Source organism: Phytomonospora endophytica, assembly GCF_014202425.1.
GTDB classification, from domain to species: Bacteria; Actinomycetota; Actinomycetes; order Mycobacteriales; family Micromonosporaceae; genus Phytomonospora; species Phytomonospora endophytica.
Genome location: NZ_JACHGT010000006.1, coordinates 284,553 through 303,490 on the forward strand (window position 1 = coordinate 284,553; position 18,938 = coordinate 303,490).

The window sequence follows — 18,938 nt, forward strand, 5'->3', positions numbered from 1 at the left end:
CGTGGCCGAGGAGTTCATCGGCGCAGGCTGGGCGTTTCCCCTGCGGACCGACGCCACCGGCTCGATCGCGCTCGTGCAGGGCGACCGGGAGCTGGTGGAGAGCATCCACCTGATCCTGGCGACCGCGCCGGGCGAGCGCCCGATGCGCCCGGAGTTCGGCTGCGCCATCCATGATCTGGCCTTCGCGCCCGCCGACGCGGCGACGGCCGGCCGGATCGCCTACGAGGTCCGGGTCGCGTTGGAGCGGTGGGAACCGCGCGTGACCTTGCAGGACGTCGTGGTGAACTTCGATGAGGTCGACAACGGCCGCCTGCTCATCGAGATCCTCTACAGCGTCCGCGGCACGAACGACCCGCGCAACCTGGTGTTCCCGTTCTACATGATCCCCTCGGAAGAGACCGCCGAGCTGCCCGCACAGGACGGTGAGCGATGACCCTGCCCGTACCCAACCTCGACGACCGCCGGTTCCAGGACCTGGTCGACGAAGCCAAGCGCATGGTGCAGCAGAAGTGCCCGGAGTGGACCGATCACAACGTCTCGGATCCGGGCGTGACGCTGATCGAGACCTTCGCGATGATGGTCGACCAGTTGCTGTATCGGGTGAATCAGGTTCCGACGCTGCACTACTTGCGTTTCCTCGACTTGATCGGTGTGAAGTTGTTCCCGCCGACGGCGGCGCGCGGCGACGTGACGTTCTGGTTGTCCGCGGCGCAGGACGCGGTCGTGGCGGTCCCGTCGGACACGCAGGTCGCGACGCCGTACACCGAGACCGAGCAGCCGGTGGTGTTCCGTACGTCCAAGGAACTGTCGATCGTGCCGTGTTCGCTGGGGAACATCCTGACCACGGCCAACGGCGGCCGCCCGGTGGAACGCACCGGCGACCTGCTGACCGGTTCGGGTCTCGCCGCGTTCCAGGCGACGCCGACGATCGGTGACGCGATCATATTCGGGCTGTCCGACGCGGTGCCGAGTTGCGCGGTACTTCTGCGCATCGAGTGCAACGTGGAGGGTGTCGGTGTCGACCCACGGGACCCGCCGCTGGCGTGGGAGGCGTGGAACGGGCACGGTTGGTCGCCGTGCGAGGTCGACCGTGACACCACTGGTGGTTTCAACAAGGCCGGTGACGTGGTCCTGCACGTGCCCGAGACGCACACACCATCCGTTGTGGACAGTCGCCGGGCAGGCTGGATTCGCTGCCGTCTGACGACTCCGGCTGAGGGCCAGCCCTTCTACCAGGCGCCCCCGCGCCTGACGGCGGTCACCGCCAGCACGATCGGCGGGACCGTCGCTGCGGTCCACGCGCAGCTCGTCCGCAACGAGATCGTCGGCGTCTCCGAAGGCACGCCCGGACAGCGTTTCCCACTCGCGCACAGCCCCGTCGTGGCCACCGAGGCACCGTTCAACGTGGACGTTTCCTCGCCCGAGGGATGGCAGGAGTGGAAAGAGGTGAGCTCCTTCGCGCGCTCCGGCCCCGAGGACCGCCACGTACAGATCGACCGCACCGCCGGCCAGGTCGTGTTCGGCCCCGCCGTCCGCGAACCCGACGGCAGCCTGCGCCATTACGGCGCCGTGCCCCCGAAGGGTGCCGCGGTCCGCGCCCCCGAGTACCTCACCGGCGGTGGCCGCGCGGGAAACGTCGCCCGCGACCTCCTGCGCGTCCAGCGCGACCCCGTCCCGTTCGTTTCGACCGTCACCAACCGCCGCCCCGCCACCGGCGGCGTCGACGGCGAATCCGTCGAGGACGCCGCCATCCGCGGCCCGCTCATGCTGCGCACCAGGGAACGCGCCGTGACCGTCGACGACTACGAGCAGCTCGCCGCCGAGGCCGCGCCCGACCTCGCGCGCGTCCGCTGCGTCCCCATCACCGCAGACCCGGGAGCCGTGCGCCTGTTGGTGGTCCCGTCCGTCCCGGACTCCCTCGACGTCGGCATCAACCAGCTCGAACCCAGCGAGGACACCCTCGCGCGCATCGCCTCCTTCCTCGACGAACGCCGCTGCCTCGGATCGCGCATCTCCGTGGAACCCCCCTTCTACCAGGGCGTCACCGTCGTCGCGCAGCTCCGCGCAAAGCGACGCAGCTCCCCGGAGGCCCTGCAGGAAAGAGCGGTTCGCGCGCTGTACAAGTACCTCAACCCCATCGAAGGCGGCGCCGACGGCCGTGGCTGGCCCTTCGGCCGGCCCGTCCAGTCCGGTGAGCTCTTCGCCGTCCTGCAACAGCTCCAGGGCGTCGACCTTGTCGAAGACGTGCGCCTCTTCGGCGCCGACCCCTCGACAGGCAAGCGCGGCTCGGCCGTGCAGCGCCTCGACCTGCAGCCCCACGCGCTGGTGTTCTCCTACGGGCACCAGGTCCGCATCACCGAGGAGTGACGATGCGCAACGGGATCCCGGGCCTGCCGACGCCCCACCCCATCGGCGAGTCGATGCCCGCCGTCTACGCCGAGGACGCCTTCGCACAGCGCTTCACCAGCGCACTCGACGAGGTCCTCGCACCGATCTTCGCCACCCTCGACTGCTTCGAGGCCTACCTCGACCCGGCCATGGCGCCCGAGGACCTCGTCGACTGGCTCGCCGACTGGGTGGCGCTGCCCATCGATGACAGCTGGACCATCGAGCGCAGGCGGGAACTCGTCCGGCACGCCGTCCAGTTGCACCGCTGGCGCGGCACGAAGAAAGGGCTGGCCGCGCACGTACGGCTGCTCACTGGAGGGGACGTCGAGATCACCGACAACGGGGGATGCACCTGGTCGCGTACGGCTTTGGCCAAGCTGCCCGGCACCCCCACCCCATCGGTGGAGGTCCTGGTGAGGGTGACCACGACGGCTGGGGTCGACGTGGGACGACTGTCGGCGACCGTCTCCGACGCCGTCCCCGCACACGTCCCCACCAAGATCCGCGTCGTCCCCACGGGACGAGCCCAAGTGCCCGGTTAGCGGTTTTTGTCAGAGGTCGTGTTTACCGTGAGCGCATGATCCGACTCACCGACGTCGTCATCGACTGCCCCGACCCGAACGCGCTCGCTCGTTTCTACTCCGGCCTCACCGGATGGCCGCTGGACAAGGACGCCGAGGACTGGGCCTCCATCCGCACGGAAGGCCATGCCGCGCTGGCGTTCCAGCGTGCCGACGACCACCGCCCACCACACTGGCCGGACCCGGAGCGCCCCCAGCAGATGCACCTCGACTTCGAAGTCGACGACTTCGCGCCCGCGCGTGCGCGCGCGGAGGAACTCGGCGCCGAGTTCGTCGAGGCCCACGTCGGCCCGCGCGGCTACGGATGGATGGTCATGACCGACCCGGCCGGCCATCCGTTTTGCCTGACTCGTCAACCGAACGGATGATTCCTACCCAAACATATGTTCGAAACATCTTCACTTGACACCATTCATGACAGACCGCAAGAACCGGACACAGGGCTACAGCTCGTTCAATGAGCACAGCGATCAGGGGCCGTTGTACCGACTCTCGCAAAGGGCATGCCATGTTTGTCGATTCCCCCGAACTGACCAACAACGTCCTCAACCTGCTCGGAGACGTGCGCCGTACCGAAGGCCGCATCCTCCAGCACCTCGCCAGCATCCACGCCCAAGGCGGCCTCGCCTCCGCCGGCTGGAACGGCTCACTCGCCGGCTGGCTCATCGCCAAAGCGGGCCTGGCGAAATACCGCGCCCAGCTATGGCAACAGGCGGCCACGCACCTCGAGTTCCTTCCGGCCACGGCCTACGCCGTCACCACGGGCGCGATCTCGATCGACCAGGCCGCACCGGTCTTCCGCGCCGTCGCCCGCGGCCACCGTGCCGCACTCACCGACAAGTTCGACGAACCCATCCCCTCCGACTACGTACCCGGCAGGCCACTGTGGACGCTCGACGAACTGTTCGCCGAGCTCGCCCAACACGAACCGGTCCAGACGGTCAACCAGGCCGTCAAGGAGTTCCTCAACCGAGTCGACGCCGAACGCCAGGCCCGTGACTTCGAGCGGCTCCAGGAGCGCCGCCACGTCCTGTTCACGCCCACCCTCGACGGCTCCTGGCATCTTGAGGGCCTACTCGACCCACTCGCGGGGGCGAGCGTGCAGACCGCCCTCGACTCACTGATGACACCAGAGGGCTCCACCGACCAGCGCAGCACCGGACAGCGCCGGGCCGACGCCCTACGCGACCTCGCCGAGACCGGGACCGGCGCCAACGGTCGCGGGGTGACCACCGTCGTCGTCACCGTCGACAACCTCGCCTTGACGACGGACGTCACGAAGCTGCCCTCGGCCGGTGTGGCCGAGCGGCGCCTCACCCGGCCCTGGGCCGACCTGGAAGGGGCACCGCTCCCGGTGCCGATCGCCCGCAAACTCGCCTGCGACGCTCGCATCATCCCCGCCGTCCTCGACAGCGACGGTCGCGTCCTCGACGTCGGCCGTGCCAAGCGCCTGGTCACCACGGGGCTCCGCCAGGCACTCGCCATCGAGCAACCGACCTGCATGTTCCCTCGCTGCACCGTTTCCTGGCGTCGTGCCGACGCACACCACATCGTCCCCTGGGCCGAGGGTGGCAGGACCGACCTCGACAACCTCGTGCACGTCTGCGGTCGTCACCACGACGCGGCTCACTCCGCCAACTGGACCGTTCACAGGGACCCGGACGACGGCTCGATCGTCTGGACCGGGACGGCAGGCGAAGTCCATCGCGAGCCCCTCCAGGGCCGTGCTGTGGAGGCTCGTCGTCGCCTGGCGGCCCGAGCGAAGGCCGACCGGTCCCGGATCACGATGCCCGACATCCTGGGAGACCTGGAAGTTCCCACCGACGAGGTGGAGGCGCCGGAGACCATGGTGGCCGCAGCGGCATCGCCGGACCCCGGCTCGGCACCGAAGGTCACGCCCGACAACGAACTCGATCCCACATCCGAAAGCGGCACCCGGCCCAGGCCTGAAACGTTTGCCGGCCCCGCCATGCCTGCCGACGACTCGACGGAGTCCACGTCACCTGCCTGCGCCGTCCCGTCATCGAAGTCCCGCCGCAAGGCGGGCTCCAAGCCCCACGGCAAGTCCTCGCGTCCGCAAGGGGGCCAGACCCGCCGTCAGCGCCCTCGACAGGCACGCAACTACCGACGGCAGTCCGGGAAGCAACGATGACGTGGGCGCAGGCTTTCTCTCTGCCAGGAACCGCTCCCGCCAGCCTGGTCGTCCCCGGCCCCCGATACCTCCAACCCAGCCCACCAACGGCTAGGGCTGTGGCCGCGCCCACAGCTCTAGCCACCCCGGCCAGGCGCCGATCTCAGCCTTCGCCCGCAGCCCGGGTCAGGTTCATCGCCGGGAGTCGGCTCACTCGGTAACGAAGTACGAGTACGGAGCCACCGAGACGCCTTCCACGATGCTGCGTTCGTCGTCCTCGGAGGCTCCGGGGTCGAGATCACCGGCCCACAGGGAGTCCATTGACCAGACGGCGAAACCGGCGTGAAACTCGAACCCGATGTCGGACGGAGTGCAGGTGTAGCCCCGTCCTTCGAGCTCGGCGACGACCTCGCCGATGAAGCGGTAGGTCAGCTGAACACCGTCGAAGGTGACCTCTTCGCCACCGTCTCCGCTGTAGCCGAGTTCGACCAGTTCAACGGTGTCGTCAGGGAGGTAATGCACCACGAGGGTCGGTGTCGTCTCGTAGACCGCGGGCGACGAACCGGGGCCGTGGACGGGCCGGCCGACACGGTTCTCAACGTCGGCGCGACTGTCACCGACGTGGACGAGTGGAACGCCGCGCTCAGGCGTGATCTCCATGGCTGCTCCGGTCGGGTGGAGTGGGCTCGGGCTTGCGCACACCAGGAGTGTCGCGCGGGGTCCGGCCCGGCATGGCGGCGGGTTTGCGTCAGCCGGGCCCGCCATCGGCGCGGTCGAGAAGGTCGCGGACGGCGGTGGCGGCGGCGTCGCGTTGTTCGATGTGGAGGTACTGGTGGGAGGCGCCGTCGAGGATGCGGTGTTCGCCGCGCGGGACGGAGGCGGCCATCGCGGTGTGGAGGGAGGTGACGCCGTCGTGAGCCCGACGCATCTGTTCCTCGGTGAGGAATCCGGCCCAGTAGAGGTTGCGGCCGCCGGCGGTCAGCACGGTCAGTGGCACGTCGGGGAGCGCGCCGCCGGTGCGGAGTTCGTTGTAGACGTCGCCTTCGAGGTTCACGACTTCGTGAAGCTGGGTGCGCCAGTTGGTGAGGTGGTGGTCGATGAGCTGGTCGCGAAGGACGTCGGGCCAGGCGCTGTAGATGTCGCGGTACTGGCCTCGCGCGATTTCGATCTGCTCGTCGGTGAGGTCGGGTAGGGCGTCGAGGTCGGGCTTGAGCTGCTCGTTGAGTTCGGCGGCCTCCGGCGGCATGTGGTCGAGGATGTCCTCGTGGCCGGGGTCGAGAAGCAGCAGACCGGCGACCTCGTCGGGGAAGAGCTGCGCGAAGCGGCGGGCGTAGAAGGCACCCAGGGAGTGGCCTACGAGGAGGTGCGGACCGGAGGCGTTGGTGGCGTGCAGGAGTTGCCGCAGTTCTCGGGCGACGGCTTCGGCGGTGCGGGGGAGGACGGTGTCGTCGCTCCAGCCTGTGCCCGCGCGGTCGTAGATGAGGCTGGAGGCGAAGCTGGCGATGTGTTCGTGGACGTTCCAGTAGTCGAGGCCGACGAGACCGGCACCAGGGAGGAAGACGACGCTCGGGCCGTTGTTCTCGGTGCGGTGGACGGCGATGTGGTGATGTCCGCCGATGTCCTCGCGGTGGCCGAGAGGCGGTCGGGCTGGCTCGGTCTGCACGGGTGGTGCTCCTGGGAGTCGAGTACGGAGGGAAACGTTCTTGACTTGAGAACAGTATCATCTTGCGAATGGTTGCATTGTGAGATGATCGCCTGATGGACAGGTTGGAGCTGCTCGCGCATCCGGTGCGCCTACGCGTCGTGCACGCCATGTCGGCTGGCCGGGCGCTGACGACGTCCGAGCTCTGCGAGCGGATGCCGGACGTGTCGAAGGCGACGGTGTACCGCCACGTCGGGTTGCTCGCGGACGCGGGCGTGCTTGAGGTGGAGGGCGAGCAGCGGGTGCGGGGAGCCGTGGAGCGGCGCTATCGGTTGCGCCAGGACGTCGTTGCTGTGGGCGCGAACGAGGTCGCGACGTTGTCGGCCGAAGATCATCGCCGGGTCTTCGCTGCGGCGATGGCGACGTTGATCGCGGAGTTCAACGCCTACCTGGACCGTACGGAGGTCGTCGCTGACACGGTGGGGTATCGGCAGCACGCGGTCTGGCTGAGTCCCGAGGAGCTCGGTGAAGTGGTCGAGGGCATGCGAGCGGCAATCGTGCCGATGATGGCGAACGAGCCCGCACCGGGGAGGACGCGTTATCTGCTCAGCCCGGTGATGTTCCCGGTGGAAGAGCCCGAGGAGGGGACCGGAGGCACGGAGTAGCTCACACCGTCGGTGAAACCGGCTGAATCCACAGAGTTATCCACAGGCTGGGCGTGGATCGGTCAGGCCGCGGGCTCCTCGGCTTCCTCTTCGGCCTCGCGCTGGACGTAGGTCTGGACGGGCGCTTCCTCCGCCTCTTCGGGCATCTCTTCGCGCTGGACATCGACGACTCGCTGGACCTCGGCGCCTTCGGCGTCACCGTGGGAGTGGCTGCCGCCGTCGTCGGCGCAGCGCTGGACGGCCGATGTGGAGGCCGCCGCGGGCGCGGCCGGGGCGGGGGTCGACATGATGGCGTCGGCGTTGCTGGCCGCTTCGCGCTCGAAGCGGTCGCTCGGGTCACTGACCTTCACGCCGCCGCCGGCGTCGGTGCCGTCGACCGGGCCGCTGCGCTGCTGCACGACGTGGGTGAGCTCATGCGCCAGCATGTGCTTGCCCGAGTCGGAACCCGGGTCGTAGTTGCCCTGCTGGAACACGATGTTCGAGCCGACGGTGTAGGCCTGCGCGTTGACGGACTTGGCGGAATCGTGGGCGGCGCCGTCGGTGTGGACCCGCACGTCGCCGAAGTCCTGGCCGCCGAAGCGGGTCTCCATGTCGGTGCGAGTGTCCGCGTCGAGAGAGTTGCCTCCGGAGGTGATGACGTCGTGAACCGGGGAACGCTCTTCCTCCATGAGTGCGCCGACTCCGGCGTTGCCCACGGCGCGCTGGAGACCGAGCAGGCCGTTGCTGCCCAGCACGTCGGGTCGTCCGTTCGCGGCGGCCTGGTACATCAGGTCGTGGTCGGGTGTGGCTTCCACGCGGTCGCCCTTGGGGCGGAAGCTCTGCTCGCCTTCGAAGCCGTGCTCGTGTCCACGCATCGTCGTCGTCCCCTCCCGGGTCGCGCGTATCCAATTGAAGCGTCTGTCGCCCGCCGTCTCGCGGCAAGGGGCGGGCGACCTGCTGTCGGGGCAAGTGGGCTTGCCCTTTCGGGCACTCAGACCGCGGCGAATTCGAGGTATGGCCCGAACTCTCGCGGCAGGCACATTCGCCCGAGTTTGCGGTATTCACGAGCCACCGCGCCGATGACGTCCGCCATGGCGACGGGTCGCGCGGCTTCGGCGGCGAGGTAGGCGGCGGTGACCGCCGCGGACCGGATGTGGCCCCCGGCGAGTTCGAAGGAGTTGGCGAGGAAGCTCAGGTCGACGTCGTGGGATCGGGGGACCCTGTTGCCGAGGCACCGTTCCCACAGTGCCTGCCGGAGCGGTTCGTCGGGGACGGGGAAGTCGACGACGATGTCGAGCCGCCGGGTGAAGGCCTCGTCGAGGTTGGCGCGGAGGTTGGTCGCGAGGATGGCGAGCCCGTCGAAGGTCTCCATGCGCTGGAGAAGGTAGGCGCTTTCGACGTTGGCGTAGCGGTCGTGGGCGTCGCGCACCTCGGAGCGTTTGCCAAAGATGGCGTCGGCTTCGTCGAAGAGGAGCACGCCGTTGACGCCCGCGGCCTCGGTGAAGATGCGTTCGAGGTTCTTCTCGGTCTCGCCGATGTACTTGTCGACGACGGTCGCGAGATTGACCGTGTAGAGGTCAAGCCCGAGGCCGGTGGCGATGACTTCGGCAGACATGGTCTTGCCGGTGCCCGAGTCGCCGGCGAAGAGGCCGGTGACTCCCCGGCCGCGGCCTCCGCCGGGGCGCATGCGCCATTCGCCGAGGACGGTGTCGCGGTGGCGGGCCCGGGCGGCGAGTTCGCGCAGTCCGGCCAGGACGGTGTCGGGGAGGACGAGGTCGTTCCAGTCGACGGTGGGTTCGACGCGACGCGCGAGTCTTTCGAGTCCCGCGGCGTTCTGGCCCCGGGCGCCGTAGCGGAGGTGCGCGATGTCGACTGTGGTGTCGTCGCAGCGGGCGGCGACGTCGGCGGCGTCGGCGGCGCGGCGAACGGCGAGCGCCCCCAGGACGAAGTGCGCGGTCGCGGCGGCGGCGTCGACGTGGGGCGCGACGCGGCCGTCGAGGGCATCGCGCCAGAGTGTGGCGCGCTGCGCGGCCGACAGCGGGAACGCGTCGCACTGGAGTGGCGGGCGCTGGCTCCAGCGTGGGTCCCAGCCTCCGGTTCCCCACAGGACGAGGGGTACCGGCACGTCGGCGAAGGTCTCCAGGATCATCGTCGGCGTGAGGCCGTCGACGGGGCCGCAGGCGACGCCGGCACCGCGCATGACTGCTTCACGCACGATGGCGCGGGCCAGGGCGGGCGCGTCCTGGAGGGACGCCAGCCGTTCGGCGTCGACGCCGATGACGCCGAGCCCGCTCTCCTCGAAGGCCGCCGCCGCGCACGCGAGTCCGCTGGCGCCGGTGCGTTCGTGGACGTAGACGAGCTTGATGCCGTTGGACAGTGCCCTCGCCAGGCGCGCGCTGTCGGCCGTGGACGGCAGCGCGCGCAGGTCGTCGGCGAAGATGACCCCGGCGAGGTCGGGGTCGGGCCGGTCGTCGCCGAGCAGGTGCGCGACGGTCCGGTCGGGCACGCGGAGTGTCCGCGACAGGAACGGCCGCTCGGGCTCGTCGATGGTGAGCAACCCGCTGCGCACCAGGGGAGCTCCCGCGTCGAGACGCGCCCGGCCTTCGGCGTCGGCCTCGGGCCTCCCGCACAGGCGCAGGGCGAGCCCGGCGGTGGCACGCCGGCGCGTGACGTCGTCGTTGAGGTAGCCGTAGAACTGCTCGAAGCGGCTGTCGACGTCGGGCGCGACCGCCACGAGCAGCAGTTCGATGTCCAACGGTGACAGCCGGGCACCGGACGCCAGGCGGGCCAGCCGTGAGGCGGGGTCGGCATCGGCGTCGCCGCCGTCCGTTCCCTCCTCGTAGGGGCCGCGACGGTCGTCGAGGAGCGCGTCGACCGTCGCGTCTGACAGGTAGAGCCCGCGGAACGGGTCGTCGGGATTCGGGTCGGTCATCCTGCGCGCGCTCACCGCGGCGCGGATGCGCTCCTCCAGCGACGCGAGGCGCTCCAGGAGGTGCCGACCTTCGGCCGTCACGAGCGGTGCCGCTCTCGCCGCATCGCCACGCGGGGCGCGTCCTGGATCTCGTCGGGTTCGAGGACCTCGTGGGAGACCCGTTCGTCGCCGTCCATCTGCAGCGCCACGCCGCCTTCGGCGGGAGGTCCGGCCTGGAAGCGCCGGCCGGTCTCGATCGGGGCGCTCACGACGACGTCGAGCGAGGGCTTCAGCTCGCCGCCGAGGGCGGTCCACACGTCGGCGAACGCGCGGTCCTCCGGCGGCGGCAGTGCGACGGTCATCGGCACCGGGAGCCCCAGGAGTTCGAGGGAGCCCGTGAGCAGGCGCGGCGGGACGGCCTCGTACTTGAGGAAGCCGAGCAGCAGCAGCGAGAGCAGACGGTGCTCGTCTTCGGGTCGTTGTGTCCACGACGTGAGCAGGTACGACAGCTTCATGTGCCGCGGTGGCATGTGGCGTGCGGCGACGGTGCCGTCGTGGCGGTACTCGTTGAGCAGTCCGCGCTGTTTGCGGCGCATGTCCTCGCGGATGTCGTAGAGGTACAGGTTGACGGTGGGCGCGTTGCGGCGCGCGGCCCAGTCCTTCGTCGGTGCTTCGAAGGCCACCTCGATGTCGGTGCCCGCGAGCGCCTCCTCCCGGATGAGCTTCCCGAGCGCCTCGTCGACCTCGTGGATCATCAGATGAGCCCGTTCCGGAGCGCGTACGCCACCGCGTGCGCGCGGTTGCGCAGCTGGAGGCGGCTGGTCACGTCGTGCAGGACGTTTTTGATGGTGCGCTCGGAGTAGGCGAGTTTGCGGGCGATCTCGGCGGTGTCGAGGCCTTCGGCGACGAGCCTGAGGACTTCGATCTCGCGGTCGGCGAGGCCGGAGAAGGCCAGGCCGCGCGGGCCCAGGACCTGGCGCTGGAGACGCCCGACCTGGGTGAGGAGCCGGCCGAGCAGGTCCGGTGGGACGGCGCCCTCGCCGACGGCGGCGGACGTGATCACGGAGATGAGGCGGTCGGCGGTCGCCTCGGAGCGGCGCACGACTCCCGCGACGCCGACCTCCATGACGTTGACGAGGTCCGCTTCGTCGATGCGCCCGGCGACCACGACGAGGCGCGGGATGCCGAGACAGCGCAGTGACCGCATGGCGCGCAGGGCGTCGGGGTCGACGGTGTCGCTGACGACGACGCCGACCTCTGCCCGCGAGCACTCTTCCTCGTCGAGGACCAGTACCTCAGGGCGTGGGCGCAACTGGCTGGCAAGTCCCGCGCGGCAGATCGGGTCGTTCGCTTGAAGGTAGACAGATACCCGGCTCATGTTCGCCTCCCCGGCTGAATATTCGTCACAAGGCCAGGGCGTCAGCATGCATTCGGGGACTATCCGTGCACTCAACGCGGACTCTCCGGGAGGGGTTTCAGGGGCCTTTCGGGCATGAAACTCGTCAGATACAGCCGATCGGGTGAGTTTTTGCGGGGATTTTGGGGGATGGGGGTGCTGGTGGGTAATGGCCGGGTGACTGGGTGCTGCTGCCCTTCCGGGCGGGCGGAAGGGCCGAACGGGTGCCGGGGTGGGGGTGTTCGGGCGGGGTGCGGGCACAGTGCTGGAGGGGCGAGTGGGGCGGGTTTGAGGGGTTTGCCGCTTGTGGTGGGGCGCGTCGCGGTCTTGCCGGCCGGCGGCGGGTCCGGTGGCGGCCGGTCCGGAGTGAGGTCTCCGAAAAACGTGAATGCCCCCATGGGGCCTCCCGGCCTCCTCCCTACCGTCGACCGTAGCGCCGCCCCAGGCATGGGCCGGCGAACATGAGCCGCGTTCGCTGTGGATAACCCGCCGGTTGTGGACACCCCCCCACACCACGACACGGCCGCCCACGCGAGGACCCGCGTGGACGGCCGTGCCCTTCCAACCCCACTCAGACGCGCCGCCACAGCGCGGGTGTCGTGGGCGGCTCCCAGCCGGTGATCGCGGTGTGCGCGATCTGGCACACGTACGTACTGCCGCCGTACGTGACCCTGTCGCCGACGTTGTACGCGGTACCGGCCCGCCACGTACCGCCGGGCGACCCCGTCGGGGATGTCGTCGGAGTGGTGGGACTCGGCCCCGGACCCTGAGGCACGTTGAGCACGAAGTCGAAGGCCGCGACACGCCCGCCCCCACCCGTCGTGACGTTCATGAGCAGACGGGGATCGAACAGCGAGTCCGTGGCGTTCCTGGGCTCGTTCGGGAAGTAGAGCTGCGTCGTGAGGATCGGGCGGCCGGGCGCCTGCACCTTCACATGGATGTGCCGGGTGCGCCCCGGGTACAGGCCCGGCACGATCGTGGTCAGCGTGAACCTGCCGTTGGCGTCACTGAACTGGTGACCCCGGAACCGGTACGTGTAGTTGTCATAGTTGCCCGCGTTGTCGGCCTGCCAGAAGTCCAGCAGCGCACCGGCGATCCCCTGGCACCCGAGACCGTAGACGCTGCCCGTCAGCGTCAGCCGGGTACCGGCACCGTCGAGCATCGACGTCCGCTGCGGCGAGTTCGGCTTGAAATACGGCCCTTCCATTTGGGGCGGCGTCGGGTCGTCGCCGTCATCGCAGAACGGCGTCGGGTCGAGGGACTGCCCCGACGGCGTCGTCTCGCCGGAGAACGCCGGCGCGGCGGCCAGCACCAGCGGCGCGGGCAGCGCCACCATCGCGGCCTTGAGCAGTGTCTTGCGGCTCACCCCGGAGCGTTCGTCCTGGGGGGACTCGTTGTCGCCGGTCATCGCGTTCTCCTCGTTCGTGCGGGGGGATGTCAGGCGAGATCGACGCTATTCGCGGCCGACCGGCGGGTCGATGGACTCAATGCGGGGAACGTGGTGATTTCGGCTGGCCCGCCGGAAGTCGCCCGGACTGGCACCCGTCTCACGCCGGAAGAAGCGGCAGAAGTACGCCGAGTCGCCGAAGCCGAGCTCGCGGGAAACCTGCGCGACGGTCAGGTCGGTGCCGCCGAGGAGCCTCCTCGCCTCGATCACGCGGGCCTCCCGGATGACCTGCCCCGGCGTGCGCCCGGTGACGACCTTGACGACCTCGCTCAGGTATCCGACCGACACGCCGAGCTTCGCCGCGCACGTCCGCACCGACGGGTCACCACGGTGCTCGCGGGCGACGAGCCTGCTGAACTCCTGCGCGACGACGGTCGCGCGGTCGGCCCTCGCGAAGACGCAGTCGTGACCGGGCACGCGCCTGGCGCGCACGAGCAGGACGTGCAGGTACGCCTGGAGGACCGTCAGGAAATCCGCCTCGCGCCGCCGGTGCTCCTCCTCCATCAACGCCAGCAGGTTGGTGAACTCGCCCGCCTCTGCCGCCGACAGGCGCAGCCACGGCCGCGCGGCGATCGCCTGCCAGGCGTCCCGATCGGCGGGATGGTCGAGGAGGAAACCCTCGGTGAAGAGCAGTACGCGCCCGACGAGGCCGGTGGCGCGCCAGTGATGGACCTGCCCGGGCGTGATGAACCCGATGTGCGGCGGGCGGAGGGGATGCTCGGCGAAGTCGATGACGTGGGCGCCGTCGCCGCCGGTCACCAGAACGATCTCGTAGAACGTGTGCCGGTGGGGATAGTCGGCGCGGGATAAGGGGCCGATGGAGTCGAAGGTGCCGACCGCGAAGGGCACGGTGTCCGGCTCGGGCACGCAGAGACGGTGGAGCGGGAGCGGGTCGGTGTCAGGCATGCCGGTACCTAACGTGAGGGGCCGGTGAACACTTAAAGAGGCTTAACGATTCGCGGGCCGGGCGCAAGGCGGGCGAAACCGCGAATCGGCGACGACGGATCCCGCGCCCGGCACACGAAAAAGGCCAGGCCCGAAGGCCCGGCCTTTTTACTTCCCGGTCGGGATGGCGGGATTTGAACCCACGACCCCCTCGTCCCGAACGAGGTACGCTACCAAGCTGCGCCACATCCCGGGATTTCCTGCGGGCGAGAATTTCCGCCGCCGGGCAATAGTAGCGGACCGCGCGCGTCCCCCGCCAAGGGGTATCACCCCCGCGGCACGAGTGTGAGCACGCTCGCCTCAGGCGGGCACGCGAACCGCACGGGCGTGTAAGGGCTCGTCCCCATACCCGCCGAAACGTGCAGGTAAGAGTCCCCGTGCCGCGACAGGCCCTTCACCCGCTTGCGGTCCAGGTCGCAGTTGGTCACCAGCGCCCCGTAGAACGGCACGCACACCTGCCCGCCGTGCGTGTGCCCGGCCGTGATCAGGTCGAAGCCGTCGACGGCCATCGCGTCCAGGATCCGCCCCACCGGCGCGTGCGTCACCCCGATCGACACGTCCGCCTCGGCCGACACGGGACCCGCGACGGCGTCGTAGTCGTCCAGCTCGATGTGCGGGTCGTCGACACCGGCCAGCTCGATCGTGCGGCCACCCGCCTTCAGCGTCGTGCGCTGGTTGTTCAGATCCGCCCAGCCGCCCTTCAGCAGCAGATCGCGCAGCTCGCCGGTGGGCAGCTCCGGGCCCGGCCGGTTCACCTTGTTCTTGTTGAAGTACCCGAAGGGGTTCTTCAGCACCGGCCCGAAATAGTCGTTCGACCCGAACACGAACGCCCCCGGATAGTCGAACAGCGGCTCCAGCGCCCGCGCCACGCCCGGGACCGCGTCGACATGCGCGAGATTGTCACCGGTCAGCAGCACCAGATCCGGATCGAGCGCCGCCAGCGACGCCGTCCAGTCCTGCTTGAGACGCTGCCCCGGCGTCATGTGCAGGTCGCTGATCTGCAGGACGCGCAACGGTTCGGCGTCGGAGTCGAGGACCGGAACGTCGAAGCGGCGAAGAGTGAACTTGAGCCGCTCGTACAGCGACGCGTACGCCAAAGTGGCCGCCCCGGCGGCGGCGATGACGGATGCGGCGGCGATAACCCTGCGCTTTCCCATGCCCTACAGGGTAGTTTTAGCGCCCATGAGCACGAGCAAGGGGCAGCTGGAGAAGGACCTGCACGCGGCGATGAAGGCTCGCGACGAGCTGACGACCGCGACACTGCGGATGGCGCTGACATCCGTCAAGAACGCCGAGGTGGCCGGAAAGGTCGCCCGCGAACTCTCCGACGAGGAGGTCGAGAAGGTCCTCGCCAAGGAGGCCAAGAAGCGCCGCGAGGCCGCCGAGGCCTTCGCCGACGCGGGCCGCGCCGAATCGGCCGCGCAGGAACTCGCCGAAGAGCAGGTCCTGCTGCGCTACCTCCCGCAGCCGCTCGGCGAGGACGAACTCGCCGTGCTCGTCGACCAGACCATCACCGAAGGTGGCTTCAGCGGCATGGGCCAGATGGGCCAGGCCATGAAGGCCGTACAGGCCAAGGTCGCCGGCCGCGCCGACGGCAAGATCGTCTCCACCCTCGTCCGCGCCAAGCTCGGCGCCTGACCGTACGCGCGAGAAACCCCCGGTCCACAGTGGACCGGGGGTTTCCCGTCGGCTCAGTTGCGCCCGGGCTTGTCGTCGCAGTCGTTCGGCGGCAAGCAGGGCCACGGTAAGTCGGGGCCGGGACCGCCGTTGTCGTCGTCATTGTCGTCGGACGAATCGTCCTTCTTCTGCCCGGCGCTCACATACAGCGTGATCGTGCTGCCCTCGGCGGCGCGACCGTCCGGGTTCGTCCAGTAGACCGTCCCCTTCGGACAGTCGGAGCGCTCGCCCTGGACCACCTCCGACTTGAAGCCGGCGCGGTCCATCTTGTCCTTGGCGTCCTCGACGGAGTCGCAGCTGACCGACGGCACGTCCCGCGGGTTCTTGCCGTAGATCATCGCCTCGGAGGGTTTCTTGAAGTCCTTCTTGTCGTAGCCCTCTTCGGCGGCGTTGAGAATGTCCTCGGAGACGATGTAGTGCGGTGATCCCCGCATGCCTATCGACGACTTACCGAGGTAGTCGGGGTCGGTGTGGAAGGTCGCCAGGGCGTTGTTGCCGGTGAAGCCCGCGAACCACAGCGAACCGTTGTCGGTGGTACCGGTCTTGCCGGCCACGTCGCGGTCGCCGACCTGCAGGCCGCCAGGGAAGGTTCCCTGGTCGCACTTCGACGTCGAGGAGTTCTGCCCAATGGGGCAGCGCGCGGCGTCGGTGGCGGCGCGCGCCACGTCCTTCGAGATCACCGGCTGGCACTTCGGATCCCCGGCGGTGACCGGGTTGCCGTTGCGGTCGGTGATCGACTGGATCGGCGTCGGCTCGCAGTAGGTGCCTTCGGCCGCGATCGTCGCGTAGGCGTTGGCGACCTCCATCGGCGTGGTCGCCGCGACGCCCAGGGTCAGCGTTCCCCAGCCCACCGGCTCACCGCAGAAGTCCTCGCCCTCCTGGTCCTGGCAGCCGGGCGTGGCGCGTTCCCGGTCGTCGACGTTGTGCCAGGTGACACCCATCTTCTCCCAGGTGTCGACGACCTTGTCGGCGCCGACCCGCTCGATCAGCTGCACGAAGTAGGTGTTCACCGAGCGGCCGAAACCCGACCACATGTTGAACTTGCCGGTCTGGAATCCCCGGCTGTCGTTGTGCGGACACCAGTGGTACGAGCCGTCCGGGAGACGGTCGCAGGCGGAGTCGCCGGCTTGGTATCCCGCACTGTAGATCTTCGACTTGTACTGATACGGGCTCTGGAACGCCTGCGTCAGCGGGATCCCGTTCTCCAGGGCCGCGATCATCGTGAAGAACTTCGCCGTCGAACCGATCTGGAAACCGCCGTTGCCGTTGCCGTCGGTCGTGAACAGCGGCACGGTCGTGTTCGGATAGGTGCCCTTGACGTCCTTCGCCGCCAGCGCGGGGTTGGAGTGCAGCGGGTTTCCGCTGGTGTCGAGGCTGTACTTCCGGTTCACCGCCATGGATCGGACCCGGCCGGTGCCGGGCTCGATCACGACGGTGCCGAGCGCCAGGTGGCTTTCCTTCTGCTCCTGCTCCAGGATCGTCTTCATCGCGGTCTTCTGCACCTGGGGGTCGAGCGAGGTGACGATCTTGTAGCCGCCCTGCTTCAGCTTCGCCAGGCGGTCGGCCGGCTCGGCGCCGAAGGCCGCGTTCTTGGACCACCAGTCCTTGAGGAAGTCGCAGAAGAAGCCCCAGTCGTTGTGCTTCTTGGGAACCTCGACGCACTCGCTCGGCTGGGCCTTCAGCTTGAGGTCGAGCTCCTTGGCCTTCTCCTCGTCGGACTGCGCCTGGGTGATCTTCCCGTTGGCGACCATGCGATCCAGCACGTGGTTGCGGCGGTCCGTCGCGGCCTTCTTGTCGCCGGCGCTCGGGTCGTAGGCACCGGGCGCCTGCACGAGTCCGGCGATGAACGCGGCCTCGCCGAGCTCCAGATCCTTTGGCTTCTTGGAGAAGTACGACTGCGACGCGGCGTAGATTCCGTAGGCGCGGTTGCCGAAGAACGCGATGTTGAGATAGCGCTCCAGGATTTCGGGCTTGTCGAGTTCCTTCTCGATCGCCATCGCGTAACGCATTTCACGGATCTTGCGCTCGGGAGTGTCCTCAGTGGCCTCGAAGATCTCTTCGTCGGTCTGTGCGTTGTATTTCAAGACATTCCGCACATACTGCATCGTCAAAGTCGACGCGCCCTCGGAAACTTCCCCATCACTGCTATTTGCCAGCAGTGCGCGCACAACCCCGCGGGGGTCTACTCCGTTGTGCTCATAGAAGCGACTGTCTTCGACGGAGATGATCGCGTCCTGCATGACCTGCGGGACGTCGGCGAGGGCGACGGGCTGACGGCTCTCGTCGTAGAAGGAGGTGATGAGCGTTTTGCCGTCGTTCGCGTACACGGAGGTCAGCTGAGGGATCGGCTCCACACGCAGCTCGTTGGGCAGGTCCTCGAAGGACTCCGCGCCCGCCTTGACGGCGAGGCCGGAAACGGCGATGGCCGGGAAGGCCGCCGCCGCCACGACGAGTCCGGCCAGTAGTCCGCACACCACTAGTGATGTGACGTTGTTGAGCAGGCTGCGGTCTCGGGGCATCCACTTCACCGCCTCAGAGTACGTGACCCGCGTTCGGCGGCCAGGCGCCGCGTACTCGGGTCTACAAGGGTCCATTGGGGGCGACGCGCCGACTGCGGTCGGGGGTTGTCTCTTCAGGGTAGTCGTAACCACATCGTGATCAACTTGCCGCCAAGGGGTAGCCATATGCCCGCGAAAAGGGTACTGTCCGAATCCGACAGCAACAGTGCGTAACTGATCGACTACACATTCGTTGTCGCGCGACACGCGACGGGTGTTTACGTCATCAGACCTGGGGGCAAGAGGTACGTAACAAGAAGGTGGGGATGTGCTGATGGAGTTGATGGTCGACTGGGCGAGTCAGGCCGCGTGCCGGGAAGGTGACCCGGACGCGCTCTTCGTACAGGGCGCAGAACAAAACGCCGCCAAAAAAGTCTGCCGAGGATGCCCGGTGCGGATGGAGTGTCTCGCCGACGCTCTCGACAACCGCATCGAGTTCGGCGTCTGGGGCGGCATGACCGAACGTGAACGCCGTGCCCTGCTTCGCAAGCACACCGATGTCCGCAGCTGGCGGCGAGTCTTCGAGGCCGCATTGACCAAAGAAGCCGAACAGCGCTCGGTTTCGAAGGGGCGAAGCCTCACGCCGACCGGTTTCTAACCGTGCGCACGTCACCGCCT

The 18,938-nt window shown here is 68.7% G+C and carries 18 protein-coding genes and 1 tRNA gene; 8 read left to right on the forward strand and 11 right to left on the reverse strand.

The genetic code is table 11. The features are described from left to right. The first annotated feature begins 1 nt into the window (after position 1). From HNR73_RS15745 to HNR73_RS15765, 5 genes are all read left to right on the forward strand, one after another. Positions 2-433, forward strand: a complete 432-nt coding sequence (locus HNR73_RS15745) for a gp25 family contractile injection system sheath assembly initiator (protein ID WP_184788197.1) — start codon at positions 2-4, stop codon at positions 431-433. Next, entirely contained in the window at positions 430-2,367 is a 1,938-nt protein-coding gene (locus tag HNR73_RS15750) for a putative baseplate assembly protein (RefSeq protein ID WP_184788199.1), read from the forward strand. Before HNR73_RS15745 ends, HNR73_RS15750 begins: the two co-directional genes overlap by 4 nt. 2 nt (positions 2,368-2,369) lie before the next feature. Then, positions 2,370-2,930: a phage tail protein gene (locus HNR73_RS15755; RefSeq protein ID WP_184788201.1), complete on the forward strand. Its 561-nt coding sequence runs from the start codon at positions 2,370-2,372 to the stop codon at positions 2,928-2,930. Between the two features lie 35 nt (positions 2,931-2,965). Beyond that, positions 2,966-3,337, forward strand: coding sequence for a VOC family protein (locus HNR73_RS15760; RefSeq protein WP_184788203.1), 372 nt, complete (start codon positions 2,966-2,968; stop codon positions 3,335-3,337). A gap of 140 nt (positions 3,338-3,477) precedes the next feature. Next, on the forward strand, positions 3,478-5,121 hold the full coding sequence (locus HNR73_RS15765; RefSeq protein WP_184788204.1) for an HNH endonuclease signature motif containing protein: 1,644 nt from the start codon (positions 3,478-3,480) through the stop codon (positions 5,119-5,121). 189 nt (positions 5,122-5,310) lie between these two features. Here HNR73_RS15765 and HNR73_RS15770 read toward each other — a convergent pair whose 3' ends face one another. Together HNR73_RS15770 and HNR73_RS15775 are read right to left on the reverse strand one after the other, a co-directional pair. Beyond that, positions 5,311-5,760 (reverse strand): hypothetical protein, encoded by a 450-nt coding sequence (locus HNR73_RS15770; protein WP_184788205.1) that lies wholly within the window; start codon positions 5,758-5,760, stop codon positions 5,311-5,313. Between the two features lie 88 nt (positions 5,761-5,848). Then, complete coding sequence (locus tag HNR73_RS15775; protein WP_239121916.1) at positions 5,849-6,763, reverse strand: alpha/beta fold hydrolase; 915 nt, start codon at positions 6,761-6,763, stop codon at positions 5,849-5,851. Positions 6,764-6,858: 95 nt separating this feature from the next. Here HNR73_RS15775 and HNR73_RS15780 point away from each other — a divergent pair, with 95 nt between their 5' ends. Then, positions 6,859-7,407 carry a helix-turn-helix domain-containing protein gene (locus tag HNR73_RS15780; protein ID WP_184788206.1) on the forward strand — a complete coding sequence of 183 codons (549 nt, stop codon included), beginning with the start codon at positions 6,859-6,861 and terminating at the stop codon, positions 7,405-7,407. 62 nt (positions 7,408-7,469) lie between these two features. On the opposite strand, the gene HNR73_RS15785 is transcribed toward HNR73_RS15780, so the two are convergent. The 8 genes from HNR73_RS15785 to HNR73_RS15820 form a co-directional block, all read right to left on the reverse strand. Continuing rightward, entirely contained in the window at positions 7,470-8,261 is a 792-nt protein-coding gene (locus tag HNR73_RS15785; RefSeq protein ID WP_184788208.1) for an eCIS core domain-containing protein, read from the reverse strand. A gap of 116 nt (positions 8,262-8,377) precedes the next feature. Beyond that, the gene (locus HNR73_RS15790; RefSeq protein ID WP_239121915.1) at positions 8,378-10,399 is read right to left on the reverse strand and encodes an ATP-binding protein; all 2,022 of its coding nucleotides are present in this window, start codon (positions 10,397-10,399) and stop codon (positions 8,378-8,380) included. Next, on the reverse strand, positions 10,396-11,052 hold the full coding sequence (locus HNR73_RS15795; protein WP_184788209.1) for a Pvc16 family protein: 657 nt from the start codon (positions 11,050-11,052) through the stop codon (positions 10,396-10,398). Before HNR73_RS15795 ends, HNR73_RS15790 begins: the two co-directional genes overlap by 4 nt. Then, a complete protein-coding gene (locus HNR73_RS15800; protein ID WP_184788211.1) occupies positions 11,052-11,675 on the reverse strand; it encodes a response regulator transcription factor in 624 nt (207 codons plus the stop codon). Before HNR73_RS15800 ends, HNR73_RS15795 begins: the two co-directional genes overlap by 1 nt. Positions 11,676-12,264: 589 nt before the next feature. After that, positions 12,265-13,101: a carbohydrate-binding protein gene (locus tag HNR73_RS15805; RefSeq protein WP_184788213.1), complete on the reverse strand. Its 837-nt coding sequence runs from the start codon at positions 13,099-13,101 to the stop codon at positions 12,265-12,267. Between the two features lie 45 nt (positions 13,102-13,146). After that, positions 13,147-14,046 (reverse strand): helix-turn-helix domain-containing protein, encoded by a 900-nt coding sequence (locus HNR73_RS15810; protein WP_184788215.1) that lies wholly within the window; start codon positions 14,044-14,046, stop codon positions 13,147-13,149. A 158-nt stretch (positions 14,047-14,204) separates the two neighbouring features. Then, positions 14,205-14,278, reverse strand: a tRNA-Pro gene (locus HNR73_RS15815). A 73-nt stretch (positions 14,279-14,351) separates the two neighbouring features. Continuing rightward, positions 14,352-15,242 (reverse strand): metallophosphoesterase, encoded by an 891-nt coding sequence (locus HNR73_RS15820; RefSeq protein ID WP_184788217.1) that lies wholly within the window; start codon positions 15,240-15,242, stop codon positions 14,352-14,354. A 25-nt stretch (positions 15,243-15,267) separates the two neighbouring features. On the opposite strand from HNR73_RS15820, the gene HNR73_RS15825 reads away from it, so the two are divergent. Continuing rightward, positions 15,268-15,723 (forward strand): GatB/YqeY domain-containing protein, encoded by a 456-nt coding sequence (locus HNR73_RS15825; RefSeq protein WP_184788218.1) that lies wholly within the window; start codon positions 15,268-15,270, stop codon positions 15,721-15,723. Positions 15,724-15,776: 53 nt separating this feature from the next. Here the strand turns inward: HNR73_RS15825 and HNR73_RS15830 are convergent, their stop codons facing one another. Continuing rightward, positions 15,777-18,281 (reverse strand): penicillin-binding protein, encoded by a 2,505-nt coding sequence (locus HNR73_RS15830; RefSeq protein ID WP_239121922.1) that lies wholly within the window; start codon positions 18,279-18,281, stop codon positions 15,777-15,779. Positions 18,282-18,594: 313 nt separating this feature from the next. On the opposite strand from HNR73_RS15830, the gene HNR73_RS15835 reads away from it, so the two are divergent. Further along, a complete protein-coding gene (locus HNR73_RS15835) occupies positions 18,595-18,918 on the forward strand; it encodes a WhiB family transcriptional regulator (protein WP_184788394.1) in 324 nt (107 codons plus the stop codon). The last annotated feature ends 20 nt before the right edge of the window (positions 18,919-18,938 follow it).

Coding starts and splice junctions, on each gene's coding strand:
- HNR73_RS15820 (WP_184788217.1), bottom strand. CDS start 15,242: ATGGGAAAGCGCAGGGTTATCGCCGCCGCATCCGTCATCGCCGCCGCC.
- HNR73_RS15830 (WP_239121922.1), bottom strand. CDS start 18,281: ATGCCCCGAGACCGCAGCCTGCTCAACAACGTCACATCACTAGTGGTG.
- HNR73_RS15770 (WP_184788205.1), bottom strand. CDS start 5,760: ATGGAGATCACGCCTGAGCGCGGCGTTCCACTCGTCCACGTCGGTGAC.
- HNR73_RS15810 (WP_184788215.1), bottom strand. CDS start 14,046: ATGCCTGACACCGACCCGCTCCCGCTCCACCGTCTCTGCGTGCCCGAG.
- HNR73_RS15755 (WP_184788201.1), top strand. CDS start 2,370: ATGCGCAACGGGATCCCGGGCCTGCCGACGCCCCACCCCATCGGCGAG.
- HNR73_RS15835 (WP_184788394.1), top strand. CDS start 18,595: ATGGAGTTGATGGTCGACTGGGCGAGTCAGGCCGCGTGCCGGGAAGGT.
- HNR73_RS15805 (WP_184788213.1), bottom strand. CDS start 13,101: ATGACCGGCGACAACGAGTCCCCCCAGGACGAACGCTCCGGGGTGAGC.
- HNR73_RS15800 (WP_184788211.1), bottom strand. CDS start 11,675: ATGAGCCGGGTATCTGTCTACCTTCAAGCGAACGACCCGATCTGCCGC.
- HNR73_RS15785 (WP_184788208.1), bottom strand. CDS start 8,261: ATGCGTGGACACGAGCACGGCTTCGAAGGCGAGCAGAGCTTCCGCCCC.
- HNR73_RS15780 (WP_184788206.1), top strand. CDS start 6,859: ATGGACAGGTTGGAGCTGCTCGCGCATCCGGTGCGCCTACGCGTCGTG.
- HNR73_RS15765 (WP_184788204.1), top strand. CDS start 3,478: ATGTTTGTCGATTCCCCCGAACTGACCAACAACGTCCTCAACCTGCTC.
- HNR73_RS15750 (WP_184788199.1), top strand. CDS start 430: ATGACCCTGCCCGTACCCAACCTCGACGACCGCCGGTTCCAGGACCTG.
- HNR73_RS15795 (WP_184788209.1), bottom strand. CDS start 11,052: ATGATCCACGAGGTCGACGAGGCGCTCGGGAAGCTCATCCGGGAGGAG.
- HNR73_RS15760 (WP_184788203.1), top strand. CDS start 2,966: ATGATCCGACTCACCGACGTCGTCATCGACTGCCCCGACCCGAACGCG.
- HNR73_RS15825 (WP_184788218.1), top strand. CDS start 15,268: ATGAGCACGAGCAAGGGGCAGCTGGAGAAGGACCTGCACGCGGCGATG.